This window comes from Pseudarthrobacter polychromogenes, from assembly GCF_014644495.1.
Lineage (GTDB): Bacteria > Actinomycetota > Actinomycetes > Actinomycetales > Micrococcaceae > Arthrobacter > Arthrobacter polychromogenes.
This window is the reverse complement of sequence record NZ_BMKU01000001.1, coordinates 206,374-222,691: the sequence shown is the minus strand read 5'-3', so window position 1 is coordinate 222,691 and position 16,318 is coordinate 206,374. Positions and strand designations below refer to the sequence as shown.

Sequence of the window (16,318 nt, the reverse complement as noted above, 5' to 3'; positions counted from 1 at the left end):
CGGTCCCTGGAGATTCCGTTCCTGGAGTCCGGTTCCTAGAGCTCCGAGGCGGGAACCCCGACACCGAGGATAATCGGTGCGTCCGACGGCTTGCTGCTGGCCGGCTTGGAAGCACCCGCCTGGTCCGCTCCCGGTGCCTTGGCGGCGTGGGAATGCCCGGCCGAGGCGGCGGGAACATTCTCGTGCTGCTGGACCGAGGTTTCGTTGGCTGCTCCCTGTGCGCGGCTGGCACTGCGGTTGCGGCGTGCCCTGCGCGGGCGTGACTGCTCCAGGGTGTGGTCGGAGTAGTCCTTCTCCGCTGCGGCGGCCACCGGTCGCTGCTGCGGCTGGACGTTGGCCGGTTCCCGCTGTTCCGGGGCCTGCTCCTGCTCGGGGGTCTGCTCCGGGGCAAGAGCCTGCTGGGGAGCCTCTTCCGCCCCGCGCTGTACCGGCTGCCCCGCCGGCGTTTCAGCTGCCGGGACGGGCTCGCCCAGATGGGCGAAAGCCGCGGCAAGGCGGTCCAGGGTGAGGGCGGGCTTTGGCTGCTGCTCCTCTGCGTGCTCCACGAAGGGCAGGACGACTTTTTCTCCGCCAAAGGTCAGGACGGCAGCGGGCCTGGACGCATCGCCGTCGTGCTTCTCCGTTTCTGCAGGCGCTGGAGGCTGGGCCTGCGTTGCCTGCCTGGCGGCAGCCAACTCATCGTCATGCAGGTGGGCAGCGTGCGCAGCTGCCGCGATGTTGGCAAGGGCCAGCCTGGTGGCCTCCGCTTTCGCGTGCCGCTCGGCGTCCGTCGGATCAGGGTGGACCGTGTGGACGTGGACGGCAGCTGCCGGCGCGGCGTCCGGCTGCTGGCCGCCGCGGCCGCGGCGGCGCTTCCTGTCAGGACGGACACCGGGCTGGCTGCTGTCCGTGCGCTGCGCCTCGATGCGGTTGCCCTCAGCGCGTGCTTCCGGGCGGTGCTCGGCACGCTGCACGTGATGCTCGGCAGCAACAATGTTCGCCCGGCGGTGTTCCACCGGGTCATCGTGGGTGACCACGCCGCGGCCGGCGCAGGCTTCGCACTGCTCGCCGAACACCTCAAGGAGCCCCGTACCCATGCGCTTACGGGTCATCTGCACCAGGCCCAGGGAGGTGACTTCGGCAACCTGGTGCTTGGTGCGGTCACGGCCCAGGCACTCCACCATGCGCCGCAGGACCAGGTCCCGGTTGGACTCCAGGACCATGTCGATGAAGTCGATGACGATGATGCCGCCGATGTCGCGGAGGCGGAGCTGGCGTACTACTTCCTCTGCGGCTTCCAGGTTGTTCTTGGTGACTGTCTCTTCCAGGTTGCCGCCGCTGCCGGTGAACTTGCCGGTGTTGACGTCCACTACGGTCATGGCTTCGGTCCGGTCAATCACCAGCGAGCCGCCGGAGGGCAGGAAGACCTTCCGTTCCAGGGCCTTGTGGATCTGCTCATCGATCCGCCAAGCACTGAAGATGTCCTGGTCCTTGGTCCACTTCTCAAGCCGGCCCACCAGGTCCGGGGCGACGTAGGTGACGTAGGCCTCGATGGTGTCCCAGGCTTCCTCGCCGGAGACGATCAGCTTGGAGAAGTCCTCGTTGAAGACGTCCCGGACCACCTTGATGGTGAGGTCCGGTTCGCCGTAGAGCAGCTCCGGGGCGAGGATCTTAGTGGACTTCGACTGGCTTTCGATGCCCTCCCACTGGGCGCGCAGCCGGTTGATGTCGTGCGTCAGCTCTTCCTCGGAAGCGCCCTCCGCAGCCGTACGGACAATCACGCCGGCGTGCTCAGGAAGGCGGTCCTTGAGGATCCGCTTCAGGCGGTTGCGTTCGACGTCGGGCAGCTTCCGGGAGATGCCGGTCATGGAGCCGCCGGGAACGTACACCAGGTAACGGCCGGGCAGGGAGATCTGGCTGGTCAGGCGCGCGCCCTTGTGGCCCACCGGGTCCTTGGTCACCTGGACCAGGACGGTGTCGCCGGACTTCAGCGCGTTCTCGATACGGCGCTGCTTGCCCTCAAGGTTGACGGCCTCCCAGTTCACCTCGCCGGCGTACAGCACGGCGTTGCGGCCGCGGCCGATATCCACGAAGGCAGCTTCCATGGACGGCAGGACGTTCTGGACCTTGCCCAGGTAGACGTTGCCGATCAGGGAGTCCTGCTGGGTCTTGGACACGAAGTGCTCGGCCAGGACGCCGTCCTCGAGGACAGCGATCTGGATTCTGTCGTCGCGCTGGCGGACGATCATCTGCCGGTCCACGGATTCCCGGCGTGCCAGGAACTCGGCTTCGGTAATGACGGTACGGCGGCGGCCGGTATCGCGTGATTCGCGGCGGCGCTGCTTCTTGGCTTCCAGGCGGGTGGAGCCCTTGACGGACGTGACGCGATTGTTCACGGCCGGCTCGCTCACGGCGCGCGGGGCGCGGACCCGGGTGACCGTGTTGGGCGGATCGTCGTCTTCCCCGCCCGTGAGCTCGAGGTCCTGGTCGCCACGGCGGCGGCGGCGGCGACGGCGGGAGGTCACGCCTTCTTCGGCTTGCCCGGCGGAGTCCTCATCAGCGTCCTCGGCGGCGTCGCTATCTGCGGCAGCGGCGCCGTCGGCTTCTTCACCGTCACGCTCGCCCGCCCTGCTGCGGCCGCGGCGGCCGCGCCCGCGGCGCCTCCGGCGGTTGCCGGCGTCGTCCGAATCGTCCTCGGCGTCGTCAGCCTCGGCATCCTCCGCGGGGACCGGGACGGGCCGGACCACGGTACTCAGGTCCGGGGCCTGGAACAGCACCGACGTGGGGGAACCCGGTTCCATGAAAAGGGACCCGAACGGGCTGGCAGGGTCTGAAGCCCCGGCAGCGCCGGCCTCGGACCCGGCAGAAGAATTTGCGTCGCCTTTACCGGAAGGCTCGACGGCGGACGTGGGCTGCGCGGAATCGCTGGTGGCTTTGGCGGCGGGAGCCTGGGCGGCAGCCTCGGCTTCTGGTTCAGTGCCGGCGGGCGCATCGGCGGGAGCCGGGGCAGTGCTGGTGGCCGCCGCAGCGGTGCCGGGTGCCGCGGGCTCAGCTGACGCCGTGTCGGCCGGTGCGGTCTCGGTGGGTGCGGTCTCGGCCGGGGCAGCCGTCCCTGCCGGCGTTTCCTCCGCGACGGCGGGGGCGGACGTCTTGCGGGTGGCAACCCGGCGGCGCCGGACGGGCTTCGATTCTTCCGCGGCAACCTCTGCAGGCCCAGCGGCAAGCGCCTGCTGCGCGCCGTCGTCGTTGGCGTTGTTGGTGATCCCGGCTTCGGCGCCGGCCTCCGCAGCAAAGACGGGAAGCGGCTCGGCGGTCTCGACTTTCTTCCGCGAACGGCTCCGGCGGGCGGGCGCCTTGGCTTCGTCTGCCGCAGCTTCTGCGGCCCCGGCCTCTGTGGTGACGGCGTCGGAGGCAGCCTCAGTGGCCACGGCCTCGCCGGTTTTTGGAGCGGCCTTCCGCCGGGTCCTCGTGGCCTTCTTCGGCGCGGAGTCGGCGTCCACGGACGCTGCTTCATCGTTAACGGCTACAACTTGTTCATTATCCATATGTGGCAACACTCCTGCCCCTGACGTACCGCCACATCCGGCACCCATTGGGGCACATATTGTCAAAACCCGCAGGCGTTGACAGAAGTCAAGTGGATACCCCCAGGTTCGCACCGGCAGTGGGGTGCGGCAGCCCGTGGGGGCCGGCAGTATGTTCCAGAACCCGTTGTTCCACACGCCACAACCAGGTGCCGCCCCATGGAGTTGCGGAGTTCGGATCGAAGAATCCAAAGCCTGCGCTGCTCATCATGGGCGGTCTTGCGAACAAGCTGCCGGACTGGACTCCGAATGTGGATCGGGTTCCAGCCACGTTCATTCTCTCATACCCCGGCTATTCCACAGCGGAAGCAGCATCACCAGTTCCCTTTCCTGGAACGTCTTTCCAGCGTCCGGCGTTACAATCGGGCAAGGACCACCCGATGAAAAGGACGCCTTGCCAATGCCCAGCATCTCCCCCTTGAGCGGCACCCACGCGCCGGAACGGACTGTGGATCCGGACAGCAGTACAGCCGGAGCCCGCCCGCCGATGACCCGTGACCGGCCGCTCGGCTGGCTGATGGTCATTACCGGGATCATCGGCTGGCTGGCCTCCGGAACCCTGGTGCTGGAAAAACTGGAGGTGCTCAGGGACCCCAACCACACCACGGTGTGCGACGTGAACCCGTGGATCTCCTGCGGCCAGGTGATGCAGACTTGGCAGAGCTCGCTGTTTGGCTTCCCCAATATGTTTATCGGCATCGTGGCGTTCGCCATCACCATCACCGTGGGCATGTCACTGCTGGCCGGCGCCCAATTTGCGCGGTGGTACTGGCTGGGCCTGCAGGCCGGGGTCACGCTCGGTTTCGCGTTCGTTGTGTGGCTGTGGTCCCAGGCCCTCTACGTCATCCACATTCTGTGCCCGTTCTGCATGGTTGTCTGGGCGGCCATGATCCCGCTCTTTGTCTGGGTGACCATCCGGAACATCAGCGCCGGGGTCATCCCTGTCCCCGCCAACGCCGCCCGCATCCTGGGTGACTCCGGCTGGATCATCACCGCCCTGCTGTATGTGGCCGTCATCGCCACCATCTTCTTCGCCTTCATCCAGGTGTTCGCCGGAACCTCAGGATTCTAGGCCTGCTGACGGAAAAAGCCCCTGGTTCCGAGGAACCAGGGGCTTTTTGCTGTCCCTGGGCTGTCAGCCCTGGAACCAGATCTTGATCTCGCGCCCGGCGGATTCGGCGGAGTCGGAGCCGTGGACCAGGTTCTGCTGGACCTTCAGGCCCCAGTCGCGGCCGAAGTCGCCGCGGATGGTGCCGGGAGCTGCCGTGGTGGGATCGGTGGTGCCGGCCAGCGAACGGAAGCCCTCGATGACACGGTGGCCCTCGAAGATGGCCGCCACCACGGGTCCGGAGAGCATGAACTCCACAAGGGGCTCGTAGAAGGGCTTGCCCACGTGCTCCTCATAGTGCTGCTCCAGGAGTTCGCGTGAGGCGTCAACCTTCTTCAGCTCAGCCAGGGTGTAGCCCTTGGCTTCGATCCGGGCCAGGATGGCGCCGGTAAGGTTGCGGGCGACGCCGTCGGGCTTGATCAGGACGAGGGTGCGCTCAGTAGTCACAACTGCTCCAATGCGTTGGTAAGGGGTTTCGGGGTCAAGTCTACGGTGAGTGCGGCTGCTGGCCGGGCCCGGCCCCGTCCGGATGGGCGGCTTCCCAGGCAGCCTGTTCGCGGGCCCGTTCCCCGGCTTCCCGGTCCAGCCGGATTCCTGTGCGGATCCCGTACCACCACGCCGCCGCGAACAGGGTGCCCACCAGGAACATGGCCGGCTCGAAGATCCCGGTGAGGATCAGGACCAGCTGAAGGATCCAGCCCAAGCCGATGCCCCAAGGCTTGGTGAGGAAGGCGCACGCAACAATCATCACCACGCACAGCGCAATCCCCACCCCCAGGATGACCGCCGGCGGGAACTCCCCCCGCCGCAGGCCGAACACCGCCAGGGTGGCGAAGAACATCACGAAGGCTTCCAGCAGGAGGACCGTGGAAGCGAACATCACCTTGGTTGAGCGGCGCTTCTTGGGCATGCCCGGCCGCCACTCGCGCTGCGCTTTGGTCAACTTGGCCATGGAATCAGGCCTCCGTCTTTCCGAGCAGGATCCGTGCCTCGGCCACGAGCGTGATGGAGCCGGTGACCAGCACTCCCCCGGAGAGGTCGTCATTGGCTTCGGCGCGTTCCACCGCCCATTCAAGGGCATCGTCGAGCTTTTCGGCGATGTGCACGTTGTCCTCGCCGAAGCCAAGCTCAACCGCCAGTTCGGCCAGCTCAGCGGCCGGCACGGCCCGCGGGGAGTTCGACTGCGTGAAGCAGAACTCCTCCGCCATCCCGCCCAGGGATTCCTTGAGCTGGCGGAGGATCTCCTCGGCGTCCTTCTCCTTGAGCACTCCGACCACCGGCACAAGCCTGGTGAAGGTGAAGGCTTCCTGCAGGGCGGCTGCGGAGGCCTTGATGCCGTCCGGGTTGTGGGCAGCGTCCACCACGATGGTGGGAGCTGTCCGCACCACTTCTAGGCGGCCCGGCGACGTGACATTCGAGAAGCCCTCCTGGAGCACCTCGAAGTCGAGTTCCTTTTCTCCCCCGAAGAAGGCTTCCAGAGCCGCCACGGCCACCGCGGCGTTCTGTGCCTGGTGGGCGCCGTGCAGCGGGACCAGCAGTTCCGGGTAGCGGCCGGCGATGCCCTGGATGCTCACCACCTGCCCGCCCACGGCAACGGTCCGGGATTCGACGCCGAATTCCACGCCTTCGAAGCGGAACGGCACCCCCACGTCCTTGGCCTTGTCCAGCAGGACCTGGGCAGCATCCAGAGGCTGGGCGGCACTGATGAGGTAGCCGCCGGGCTTGATAATGCCGGCCTTTTCGTACGCGATGTCCTCCGTGGTCTCACCCAGCAGGTCCGTGTGGTCCAGCGAGATGGGGGTGATCACGGAAACCTGCCCGTCCCCCACATTCGTGGCATCCGTGATGCCCCCGAGCCCAACCTCAATGACGGCCACATTGACCGGCTGGTCCGCGAAAATGGCGAAACCCAGGATGGTGAGGCATTCGAAGTAGGTGAGCCGCGGTTCGCCTGCAGCCTCGAGTTCGGAGTCGACGATCTGCAGGTAGGGGCGGATTTCGTCCCAGATGCGGACGAAGGTCTCATCGGGGACCGGGTGCCCGTCGATGCTGATCCGCTCCGTCACCTTGGACAGGTGCGGGCTGGTGTACCGTCCGGTGCTCAGGCCGTGGGCCCGCAGGACGGATTCGATCATGCGGGCGGTGGAGGTCTTGCCGTTGGTCCCGGTGACGTGGATGATCGGGAACGCCTTGTTCGGCTCGCCCAGCACATCCATCGCCCGGAACAGCGGGGCCAGCCGCGGCTCCATCCTGTTTTCCGGCGCCCGGCCCAGCAGCTCGGCGTAGACGCTCTCTACGGAAAATTCATCAGTCATGGATCAGGCCCCTACTTTTTCGACGGCGACGGCCGGCTCTGCGGCGTCCCCGGGTTCCGCCGTGAGTTCCACGGACAGGGTCTCGCCCTTCACCAGGCCGGCGTTGGCCAGCAGGGCGTCGACGACGTTCTGCTGCGCCGTGACGGTGGTCCGGATCCGGTCGCTGACATTGAGTCCGGCGTCCTTGCGCGCCTGCTGGATGGCACGGACCATGTCGCGGGCCAGGCCTTCCGCCTCGAGCTCAGGAGTGACCTCGGTGTTGAGGACCACGAACCCGCCGCCGGGCAGGACCGCCACTGCCTTGGAGGACGCGGCACCGCCGTCGGACTCTGCCACGACGGTTTCCAAGGTGTATTCCTGCGGCTCCAGCTCCAGGCCGCCCGCGGTGACCACGCCTGCCTCGGACACCGACCAGTCGCCTGACTTGGAGCCCTTGATGGCCTGCTGGACGTTCTTTCCCAGGCGCGGGCCCGCGGCGCGGGCGTTGACCACGAGTTTCTGCTGGATTCCGAACTCTTCCGGCGAGGCCGTGGCCGCATCCAGCAGCCTGACGGAGCGGAGGTTCAGCTCATCTGCGACGACGGCGGCAAAACCTTGCAGCGCATCGGCGCCGGGTGCCACAACCGTCAGTTCCTGCAGCGGCAGGCGGACGCGAAGGTTCGCAGCCTTGCGGAGGGAAGAGCCCGTGGAGCAGATCTGCTGGACCTTGTCCATGGCCTGGACCAGGTCCGGGTTGGCGGGGAACAGCGCAGCGTCCGGCCAGTCTGCCAGGTGGACGGACCGTCCGCCGGTGAGCCCGCGCCAGATCTCTTCCGACACCAGCGGCAGCAGGGATGCCGCTGTGCGGGACACCGTCTCCAGTGCGGTGTAGAGCGCATCAAAGGCATCCTGGTCCTCGTCGAAGAACCGCTGGCGGCTCCTGCGGACGTACCAGTTGGTGAGCATGTCCAGGTAGCTGCGCAGGGCGTCGCAGGCACCGGAGATGTCGTAGTCGTCCAGCCGTTCGGTCATGGTGCCGACCAGCTCGCCGGTGTTGGCCAGCAGGTACTGGTCCAGGGTGTCGGCGTAGCCGTCGTAGCGGAGCTTTGCGTCGTAGCCCGAGCCGCCGGCCGCGGCGTTGGTGTACAGCGTGAAGAAGCTGTACACGTTCCACAGCGGCAGGATGACCTGGCGGACGCCGTCGCGGATGCCCTGCTCGGTGACCACCAGGTTGCCGCCGCGCAGGATGGGGCTGGACATCAGGAACCAGCGCATGGCATCCGAGCCGTCGCGGTCCAGTACCTCGGAGACGTCCGGGTAGTTGCGCAGGCTCTTGGACATCTTCTGTCCGTCGGAGCCCAGCACGATGCCGTGGCTGATGACGTTGCGGAAGGCCGGCCGGTCGAACAGGGCCGTGGAGAGGATGTGCAGCATGTAGAACCACCCGCGGGTCTGGCCGATGTACTCCACGATGAAGTCAGCCGGGTTGTGGGTGTCGAACCAGGCCTCGTTCTGGAACGGGTAGTGGACCTGGCCGTACGGCATGGAGCCGGAGTCGAACCAGACGTCCAGGACGTCCTCCACGCGGCGCATGACGGACTGGCCCTCTTCTGGGGTGCGGGGATCGTCCGGGTTGGGCCGGGTGAGTTCGTCGATGAACGGGCGGTGCAGGTCCACCTGGCCGTCCTTGTTCAGCGGCAGGCGGCCGAAGTCCGCCTCGATCTCGGCGAGCGAGCCGTAGACGTCGGTTCGGGGGTATTCGGGGTCGCTGGACTGCCACACCGGGATGGGGCTGCCCCAGTACCGGTTGCGGCTGATGGACCAGTCGCGGGCGTTTTCCAGCCACTTGCCGAACTGGCCGTCCTTGACGTTGCCGGGGATCCAGTTGATCTCCTGGTTCAGTTCGGACATCCGGTCCTTGAATTTGGTGACTTCCACGTACCAGGAAGAGACGGCGCGGTAGATCAGCGGGTTGCGGCAGCGCCAGCAGTGCGGGTAGCTGTGCTCGTAGCTGGCCTGCTTGACCAGCCGGCCCTGGGCGCGCAGCACCTGGGTGATGGGCTTGTTGGCCTCGAAGACCTGCAAGCCCACGATGTCGTGCAGGTCGCCGTGCTTGAAGAGGGGCAGGAATTTGGCGCCCTCGTCCACGGAGAGGACCACCGGGATGCCGGCTTCCTCACAGACTTTCTGGTCGTCCTCGCCGTAGGCCGGAGCCTGGTGCACGATGCCGGTACCGTCGGTGGTGGTGACGTAATCGGCAACCAGGAAGCGCCAGGCGTTCTCCATGCCGTACTTTTCGTTGTCCGCGAAATCGCTCCACAGCGGCTGGTAGGCCAGGCCTTCCAGCTCGGCGCCGGTGTGGGTGGAAACAACAGCGGCCTGGGCGGCCTCGAAATCGTCGTAGCCCAGGTCCTTGGCGTAGTTGCCCACGAGGTCCGCGGCCAGCAGGAAGCTGCCCGTGACGGGCGCGTCCGCAGCGGCGGCCTTGATGCCGTTGGGGCCGGCCGGCAGCACGGCGTAGGTGATGGAAGGGCCGACGGCGAGCGCGGCGTTGGTGGGCAGCGTCCAGGGCGTCGTGGTCCAGGCGAGGGCCTGGACGCCGGAGAGCTGCCGGGACAGGTCCGACTCCCCTGCCGTGATGGGGAAGGTTACCGTGACCGTCTGGTCCTGGCGGTTCTTGTAGACGTCGTCGTCCATGCGCAGCTCATGGTTGGACAGCGGCGTCTCGTCCTTCCAGCAGTACGGCAGCACGCGGTAGCCGTTGTAGGTCAGTCCCTTTTCGTGAAGCTGCTTGAACGCCCAGAGGACGGACTCCATGTACTCCACGTTGAGGGTCTTGTAGTCGTTGTCGAAGTCCACCCACCGCGCCTGGCGGGTCACGTAGTTCCGCCACTCGTCGGCGTACTTCATGACGGAGGCACGGCAGGCGTCGTTGAACTTGTCGATGCCCATGGCTTCGATCTGGGTTTTATCGGTCATCCCCAGCTGCTTCATGGCCTCCAGCTCGGCGGGCAGGCCGTGGGTGTCCCAGCCGAACCGGCGCTCAACGCGTTTCCCGCGCTGGGTCTGGTAGCGGCCCACCAGGTCCTTGGCGTAGCCGGTGAGGAGGTGCCCGTAGTGGGGCAGGCCGTTGGCGAAGGGCGGGCCGTCATAGAAGACGAACTCGTTGCTGCCGGGCTCCCCGCCCGGGGCGTCCGCGCTCCGCTGGTCGATACTGGCCTGGAAGGTGCCGTCCTGGTCCCAGTACTTCAGGATGCGCTCTTCGATCTCCGGAAACTTCACGGAGGCGGAAACGGCGGCCCCGCCGCTGGACGAAGGGCCGGTGGAGGCTGAGGCCTTGGGGTAATACGACATGTCGACATCCTGGGTTGAGCTTGGCGAACTGCCGGCTTGCGCCTTGTGTTCCGTTCAGGATGCGAGGACGGATCCTGTGGTGTCCGTCCGGACCCCACGCTCACCGCGGTACCACCTCACTTACCGGCGCTGCACGTTTCCCGGGGGAACGTGTGCCGCGACGGCCACTCATTACTGCTGTGACGGGCTTACCCGTCCGGTTCTACTGGCGCGGGCCCCTGTTGTTCTGCCAGGGCGGTCCGCGTGTTCTTCCGGAAGCTCACCGGTGATTGCCGGGTCATAGCCTTTTTGAGTCTACTATTTCCGGGCCCGGGCCACCAATAATGGAACCTATGCGAGAGTACGGGGCCGGGGTGCGCGGCGGCAGGCCTCGCCGGCCGTGGTCCCGGTGGTCGGCTGCCGCCGTCGTCCTGGCCATGCCGGGTGCTGCCCTGGTGTTCCTGCGCATGGTTCCGTGGGACGTCGGCACCCCCTGGATCCAGCTTCTGGCGCTCTTTCCAGCGGGGCTGATCACAACGACGGCGGCGCTTGCTGCCGCCGTCGTCGCCCTCTTCCGTAACACCGGACCCCGCAGGGCCGTGGCCGCTGCCCTCGTGGCGGCGCTGCTGGCCGTCCAGCTCGGCTGGGTGCTGGACCGCGTCGTGCCGCCCGGCACGCTGGCCACGCCGCCGTCCGGAAACGTGCAGCCGGCAAACGTCCAGTCCCCTGCCCCGCCAACGGACCTGGCCCCGGGGCCGGTGCTGACAGTCATGGCGGTGAACGTGGGGTACACGGGTGTGGACCCCGGCGCCCTGCTGGCAGAGGTCAGGAACCGCAATGTGGACGTCCTGGCCCTGCCGGAGCTTGCGCCCGCCGGCCTGAAGGCACTGGATAAGGCAGGGCTGGGGACCCTGATGCCGTCGCGCGCCACGGATGTGGACTGGGACAAGGTTGGAAGCGCCCTCTTCTCGCGGTTCCCCCTCGAGCAGGTGGAACGCGTGCCCGGCTCGGCCTTCCATCAAAGCCGCGCCGTGGCCGGCATTCCCACTGCCTCCGGCCCGGTGCACCTGACGGCGGTCCACGTGGACTCACCGCGCAGGGGGCACATCACGTCGTGGCGGGAGGAGCTGCGGCAGCTGGGCGGACTGTGGCAGGTACTACCGGACAGCCGGCTTGCCATCCTGCTGGGCGACTTCAACGCGAGCGCGGACCACGGTGAGTTCAGGGATCTCCTGGCCACGGGGCTGTCCGACGCCGCGCAGGTGACCGGCAAGGGGCTGGCCCCCACGTGGCCCGTAAATTCACCGGCCCCGGCGTTCGTGGCCATCGACCATATCCTGGTCAGCCCCGGCATCAAGGTGGTGGACTTTGACGTGGTCACGCTTCCGGGAACGGACCATGCCGCGGTGGTGGCGCGCCTGGTCCTGCCCTAGGCGCTAGGCCTTGCGGATGAGCTTGTAGTTGGAGGCCTGCGCCACCGGCCGGATGACGATCTGGTCCAGGTTGACGTGGTGCGGAGCGCTGACCGCATAGCGGACCACGTCGGCGACGTCGCCGGCCGTGAGCGGCTTCTCCACGCCCTGGTACACCTTGTCCGCTGCATGCCGGTCACCAAGCCGGTTCAGGGCGAACTCCTCGGTCTGGACCAGCCCGGGTGCCACTTCGATCACGCGGACGTTGTGCTCGGCTTCCTCCAGGCGCAGTGCCTCCGTCAGGGCACGCTGGGCGAACTTGGCCGCGTTGTAGCCGCCACCGCCCTCGTACGCCGCCAGCCCGGCGGTGGAGGTGAGGTTCAGTATTGTCCCTTCGCCGTTGGCCCGCAGCATGGGCAGGAACGCCTTGACGAGTTTCATGGTGCCCAGCACGTTCACCCGGTACATCCACTCCCAGTCCCCGGTGCTGGCGGAGCCGATGGTGTCCGCGCCCCTGGCGCCGCCGGCGATGTTGACCAGCGTGTCGATTCCCCCCGCTTCGGTCACCTGCGACACAAGCCGGGACACGTCGTCGTCCTCGGAAATGTCGGCGGGGAGCGCGACGGCGCCGGTCTCCTTCTCCAGTTCGGCCAGGCGGTCCGCGCGGCGGGCCACGGCAAACACCGTCCAGCCCTCTGCCGCCAGGGCGCGGACGGTGGCCTCCCCGATTCCGCTGCTCGCGCCGGTCACCAAAGCTGCCTTCTTCTGCGAAACGTCAGTCATGGCACCACCATAGCGGGACGGCACGAGGGACGACGCCGACTTTCCCGCCAGGGGGAACTCGCGCCCGGCGCCGCAGCGGGCGGGCGGACAGGCCCGGACATGAAACAATTGGCACATGGCTGAAGACACGCAGGGTACAGACACGCCCACCACCGCCCCCATCAACGTTCCGGACAAGCCGGCCCTCGAAGGCCTCGAAGCTGCCCTCACGCAGCGGTGGCTGGCCGAGGGGACCTATAAGTTCGACCGGGAAACCACCCGGGACCAGGTCTACTCGATCGACACTCCCCCGCCCACCGCTTCCGGATCGCTCCACGTGGGGCACATGTTCTCCTACACGCAGACCGACGTGCTGGCACGCTACCAGCGGATGACCGGCAAGAACGTCTTCTACCCCATGGGCTGGGACGACAACGGCCTGCCCACCGAACGCCGGGTGCAGAACTTCTACGGCGTCCGCTGCGACCCTTCCATCCCGTACAACCCCGACTACCGGGCGCCGGCGCAGCCTGCGAAGAACCAGCGGGACTTCGACGTCGTCTCCCGCCGGAACTTCATCGAACTGTGTGAAGAGCTGGCCGTTGAGGACGAGAAGGTCTTCGAAAACCTTTTCCAGACCCTTGGCCTGTCCGTTGACTGGGAGCTCACCTACCGCACCATCGACGACAACTCACGGGCAGTCTCACAGCGCGCCTTCCTGGCCAACCTGGCTGCGGGCGACGCCTACATGGCAGAGGCACCCACGCTCTGGGACGTCACGTTCCGGACCGCCGTGGCACAGGCGGAACTCGAGGACCGCGAGATGCCCGGCGCCTACTACCGCTACCCGTTCTTCACCGAGGACGGGGAGAAGATCTACATCGAGACCACCCGTCCGGAACTGCTGGCGGCCTGCGCCGCCCTGGTGGCGAATCCCGACGACGAACGGTACCAGCCGCTGTTCGGCAAGAAGGTGACGTCCCCGCTGTTCGGCGTGGAGGTTGAGGTCAGGGCGCATCCGCTGGCGAAGGCGGACAAGGGCTCCGGCATCGCCATGGTGTGCACGTTCGGCGACCTGACCGACGTCACCTGGTGGCGCGAACTGCAGCTGCCCACCCGGGCCATCGTGGGCCGCGACGGACGGATTGTCAGCGAAGCTCCCGAGTGGATCACCACCGACATTGGCCGCGAAGCCTTCGCCGCGATTGCGGGCAAGACCGTCTTCAGCGCCAAGGAAGAAGTGGTGAAGCTCCTGACCGCCGCCGAACTGCTCGAGGGCGAGCCCAAGAAGATCATGCACCCCGTGAACTTCTATGAAAAAGGCGACAAGCCCCTTGAAGTGGTCACCTCCCGCCAGTGGTACATCCGCAACGGCGGCCGGGACGAGGAGCGCCGCGAACGCCTGATTGCACGCGGGCATGAGATCGACTTCCACCCCGCCTTCATGCGCTCGCGCTACGAGAACTGGATCGCCGGCCTGAACGGCGACTGGCTGGTGTCCCGCCAGCGCTTCTTCGGCGTGCCCATCCCGGTCTGGTACCCGCTGGATGCCGACGGCAACCCGGACTACGACTCCCCCATCGTCCCGTCCGACGAGCAGCTGCCCGTGGATCCGGCTGCGGACGCCGCTCCCGGGTTCGACGAATCCCAGCGCGACGTTCCCGGCGGCTTCACGGGCGACGCGGACATCCTGGACACCTGGGCCACGTCCTCCCTCACGCCCAAGATCGTTGGCGGCTGGAAGCGCGACGAGGACCTCTTTGGCAAAGTCTTCCCCTTTGACGTCCGCCCGCAGGGCCACGACATCATCCGGACCTGGCTCTTCTCCTCCGTGGTCCGCGCGGACGCCCTGGAGAACAGCGCCCCCTGGAAGCACGCGGCCATCTCCGGCTGGATCCTGGACCCCGACCGCAAGAAGATGTCCAAGTCCAAGGGCAACGTGGTGGTACCCACCGACGTGCTGGAGGAGTACGGCTCCGACGCTGTCCGCTACTGGGCGGCCTCCGCAAAGCTCGGAGCCGATACGGCCTACGAGATTGCGCAGATGAAGATCGGCCGGCGCCTGGCCATCAAACTGCTGAACGCATCCAAGTTCGTGCTGAACCTGGGCGCCACGGAAGACTCCGTGCTGTCCACCGACCTTTCCGTCCTGGCCAATCCGCTGGACCGGGCGGTCCTGGCTCAGCTGTCGGAGGTAGTGGCCCAGGCCACCAAGGCCTTTGACAACTACGACTACGCACGGGCGCTGCAGATCACGGAAAGCTTCTTCTGGCAGTTCACGGATGACTACGTGGAGCTGATCAAGGACCGGGCCTACGGCGCCGCCGGTGAGGCCGAACAGGCTTCCGTGCTGGCAGCACTGGCCACCACCCTGGACACCCTGCTGCGGCTCTTCGCGCCCTTCCTGCCCTTCGCCACCGAAGAGGTGTGGAGCTGGTGGCGCAATGGCTCCGTCCACCGCGCCCAGTGGCCCGCACCGCTGGATGTCCCGGGCGGCGACACCGCCATGCTCGCAACAGTTGGGGTGGCCCTCAGCGGCATCCGCAAAGCCAAGTCCGAAGCGAAGGTCAAGCAGCGCACCGAGGTCCTTACCGCGACCATCACGGCGCCGGAAGCACTGACCGCGCAGCTGCAGGCCGGCCTGGCTGACCTGAAGGCAGCCTCCAACGCCCGCGAGATCATCCTGGCGGTCGGCGAGGGCGAGCTGAGTGTCAGCGACGTGGCACTTGCCGCGACGGAAGAGCCGGCGAAAGCGTAGCCCAGGTCCGGCCCTGTTTCAGGGCCGGACCTGCTTAAGGGCAAAGGGGAAGCCCCATCAGCGTTTTGCCGTTGGTGGGGCTTCGACTTTTCGGCCATCCGGTGACGTCTTGATGGTCTGGCAGGATCCTCTGAATCTTCAGGTCTTCCTACCACGTCACTGGTAGCTTGCATCTGGCTTTGCCGATGGCTGCGTCAGATGACATATCACTGAATCTTTGGTTCCTGCGTCCCTCTTCTTTCGAAGTGGGTAAGAACCATTGTTGTCCTGCCCACCGGCAAGCGCAAGAGCCCCGGTAGAACTACTTGGTTGTAGTTCTACCGGGGCTCTTGGAGCCCTGCCGTGGGGGCCGGTTGGAGCAGTCCTAGGTGAACTCGGGCCGTTCGGTGCGGCTGCGCTTGAGCTCAAAGAAGTGCGGGTATGCAGCAATGGCTGTGGTGGCGTCCCACAGTTTGCCGGCCTCCTCCCCGCGGGGAATCCTGGTAAGTACGGGACCGAAGAACGCGGTTCCGTTAAAGGCCACGACCGGAGTTCCGACGTCCTGGCCCACCAGCGAAATGCCCTCCTGGTGGCTTGCCCGGAGCTGGTCGTCGAAGGCATCCTTGGAGGCGGCCGCGGCAAGGGTGGCGGGAAGCCCGCAGTCGGCAAGCGCCTTGGTGATGACCACGTCACGGTCCTGCTCGCCGGCTTCGTGGATCAACGAGCCCATGGCATCGTAGAGCGCCTTGACTGTTGCATCGCCATGCTGCTGCTGCGCTGCAATGATCACACGGACCAGGCCCCAGGCGTTGTCCATGGATTCGCGGTAGGCAGGTTCAAGGTCGCGGCCCTCGTTGAGGACCGCCAGGCTCATGACGTGCCATTCCGTTTCGATGTCGCGGACGCCTTCCACTTCGCCGATCCAGCGGGACGTGATCCAGGCGAAGGGGCACAGCGGATCGAACCAGAAATCGGCCTTATTCTTCACGGAATTCGTCATGGGGTATTCCTTCGCTGGTCTCCGTGGCGCAGGGATGCCACGGTGTGTTCGGGGGGGGTGGTGCGGGGTGTCGGCGCCGGACCGGTACAGACCGACCCGGGACTGGCTG

10 protein-coding genes are annotated in these 16,318 nt (G+C 66.8%); 3 read left to right on the top strand and 7 right to left on the bottom strand.

All coding sequences use genetic code 11. From position 1 onward, the window contains the following. Window positions 1-35 precede the first annotated feature (35 nt). The gene (locus tag IEX43_RS01170) at window positions 36-3,524 is read right to left on the bottom strand and encodes a ribonuclease E/G (protein ID WP_188808712.1); all 3,489 of its coding nucleotides are present in this window, start codon (window positions 3,522-3,524) and stop codon (window positions 36-38) included. A gap of 439 nt (window positions 3,525-3,963) precedes the next feature. Between IEX43_RS01170 and IEX43_RS01165 the strand changes: the two genes are divergently transcribed. Further along, window positions 3,964-4,635 (top strand): vitamin K epoxide reductase family protein, encoded by a 672-nt coding sequence (locus IEX43_RS01165; protein ID WP_188808711.1) that lies wholly within the window; start codon window positions 3,964-3,966, stop codon window positions 4,633-4,635. Between the two features lie 63 nt (window positions 4,636-4,698). On the opposite strand, the gene ndk is transcribed toward IEX43_RS01165, so the two are convergent. The 4 genes from ndk to ileS are packed head-to-tail and all read right to left on the bottom strand — an operon-like array spanning window position 4,699 to window position 10,319. Then, on the bottom strand, window positions 4,699-5,118 hold the full coding sequence (gene ndk, locus IEX43_RS01160) for a nucleoside-diphosphate kinase (RefSeq protein WP_188729332.1): 420 nt from the start codon (window positions 5,116-5,118) through the stop codon (window positions 4,699-4,701). Window positions 5,119-5,158: 40 nt separating this feature from the next. Then, a complete protein-coding gene (locus tag IEX43_RS01155) occupies window positions 5,159-5,623 on the bottom strand; it encodes a DUF4233 domain-containing protein (protein WP_188808710.1) in 465 nt (154 codons plus the stop codon). Between the two features lie 4 nt (window positions 5,624-5,627). Further along, window positions 5,628-6,986, bottom strand: a complete 1,359-nt coding sequence (locus IEX43_RS01150; protein WP_188808709.1) for a bifunctional folylpolyglutamate synthase/dihydrofolate synthase — start codon at window positions 6,984-6,986, stop codon at window positions 5,628-5,630. 3 nt (window positions 6,987-6,989) lie between these two features. Continuing rightward, window positions 6,990-10,319, bottom strand: a complete 3,330-nt coding sequence (gene ileS, locus IEX43_RS01145; protein WP_188808708.1) for an isoleucine--tRNA ligase — start codon at window positions 10,317-10,319, stop codon at window positions 6,990-6,992. 332 nt (window positions 10,320-10,651) lie between these two features. Here ileS and IEX43_RS01140 point away from each other — a divergent pair, with 332 nt between their 5' ends. Next, window positions 10,652-11,731, top strand: coding sequence for an endonuclease/exonuclease/phosphatase family protein (locus tag IEX43_RS01140; RefSeq protein ID WP_188808707.1), 1,080 nt, complete (start codon window positions 10,652-10,654; stop codon window positions 11,729-11,731). A 3-nt stretch (window positions 11,732-11,734) separates the two neighbouring features. Here IEX43_RS01140 and IEX43_RS01135 read toward each other — a convergent pair whose 3' ends face one another. After that, entirely contained in the window at window positions 11,735-12,493 is a 759-nt protein-coding gene (locus IEX43_RS01135; protein ID WP_188808706.1) for an SDR family oxidoreductase, read from the bottom strand. Window positions 12,494-12,608: 115 nt separating this feature from the next. Between IEX43_RS01135 and valS the strand changes: the two genes are divergently transcribed. After that, window positions 12,609-15,230, top strand: coding sequence for a valine--tRNA ligase (gene valS / locus IEX43_RS01130; RefSeq protein ID WP_188808705.1), 2,622 nt, complete (start codon window positions 12,609-12,611; stop codon window positions 15,228-15,230). Between the two features lie 364 nt (window positions 15,231-15,594). On the opposite strand, the gene IEX43_RS01125 is transcribed toward valS, so the two are convergent. Continuing rightward, the gene (locus IEX43_RS01125) at window positions 15,595-16,209 is read right to left on the bottom strand and encodes a mycothiol-dependent nitroreductase Rv2466c family protein (protein ID WP_188808704.1); all 615 of its coding nucleotides are present in this window, start codon (window positions 16,207-16,209) and stop codon (window positions 15,595-15,597) included. Between the last annotated feature and the right edge of the window lie 109 nt (window positions 16,210-16,318).

Excerpts from the sequence above, each read along its gene's own strand:
- IEX43_RS01140 (WP_188808707.1), top strand. The coding sequence starts at position 10,652 with ATGCGAGAGTACGGGGCCGGGGTGCGCGGCGGCAGGCCTCGCCGGCCG.
- IEX43_RS01170 (WP_188808712.1), bottom strand. The coding sequence starts at position 3,524 with ATGGATAATGAACAAGTTGTAGCCGTTAACGATGAAGCAGCGTCCGTG.
- IEX43_RS01135 (WP_188808706.1), bottom strand. The coding sequence starts at position 12,493 with ATGACTGACGTTTCGCAGAAGAAGGCAGCTTTGGTGACCGGCGCGAGC.
- IEX43_RS01155 (WP_188808710.1), bottom strand. The coding sequence starts at position 5,623 with ATGGCCAAGTTGACCAAAGCGCAGCGCGAGTGGCGGCCGGGCATGCCC.
- IEX43_RS01150 (WP_188808709.1), bottom strand. The coding sequence starts at position 6,986 with ATGACTGATGAATTTTCCGTAGAGAGCGTCTACGCCGAGCTGCTGGGC.
- IEX43_RS01125 (WP_188808704.1), bottom strand. The coding sequence starts at position 16,209 with ATGACGAATTCCGTGAAGAATAAGGCCGATTTCTGGTTCGATCCGCTG.
- IEX43_RS01165 (WP_188808711.1), top strand. The coding sequence starts at position 3,964 with ATGCCCAGCATCTCCCCCTTGAGCGGCACCCACGCGCCGGAACGGACT.
- ileS (WP_188808708.1), bottom strand. The coding sequence starts at position 10,319 with ATGTCGTATTACCCCAAGGCCTCAGCCTCCACCGGCCCTTCGTCCAGC.
- valS (WP_188808705.1), top strand. The coding sequence starts at position 12,609 with ATGGCTGAAGACACGCAGGGTACAGACACGCCCACCACCGCCCCCATC.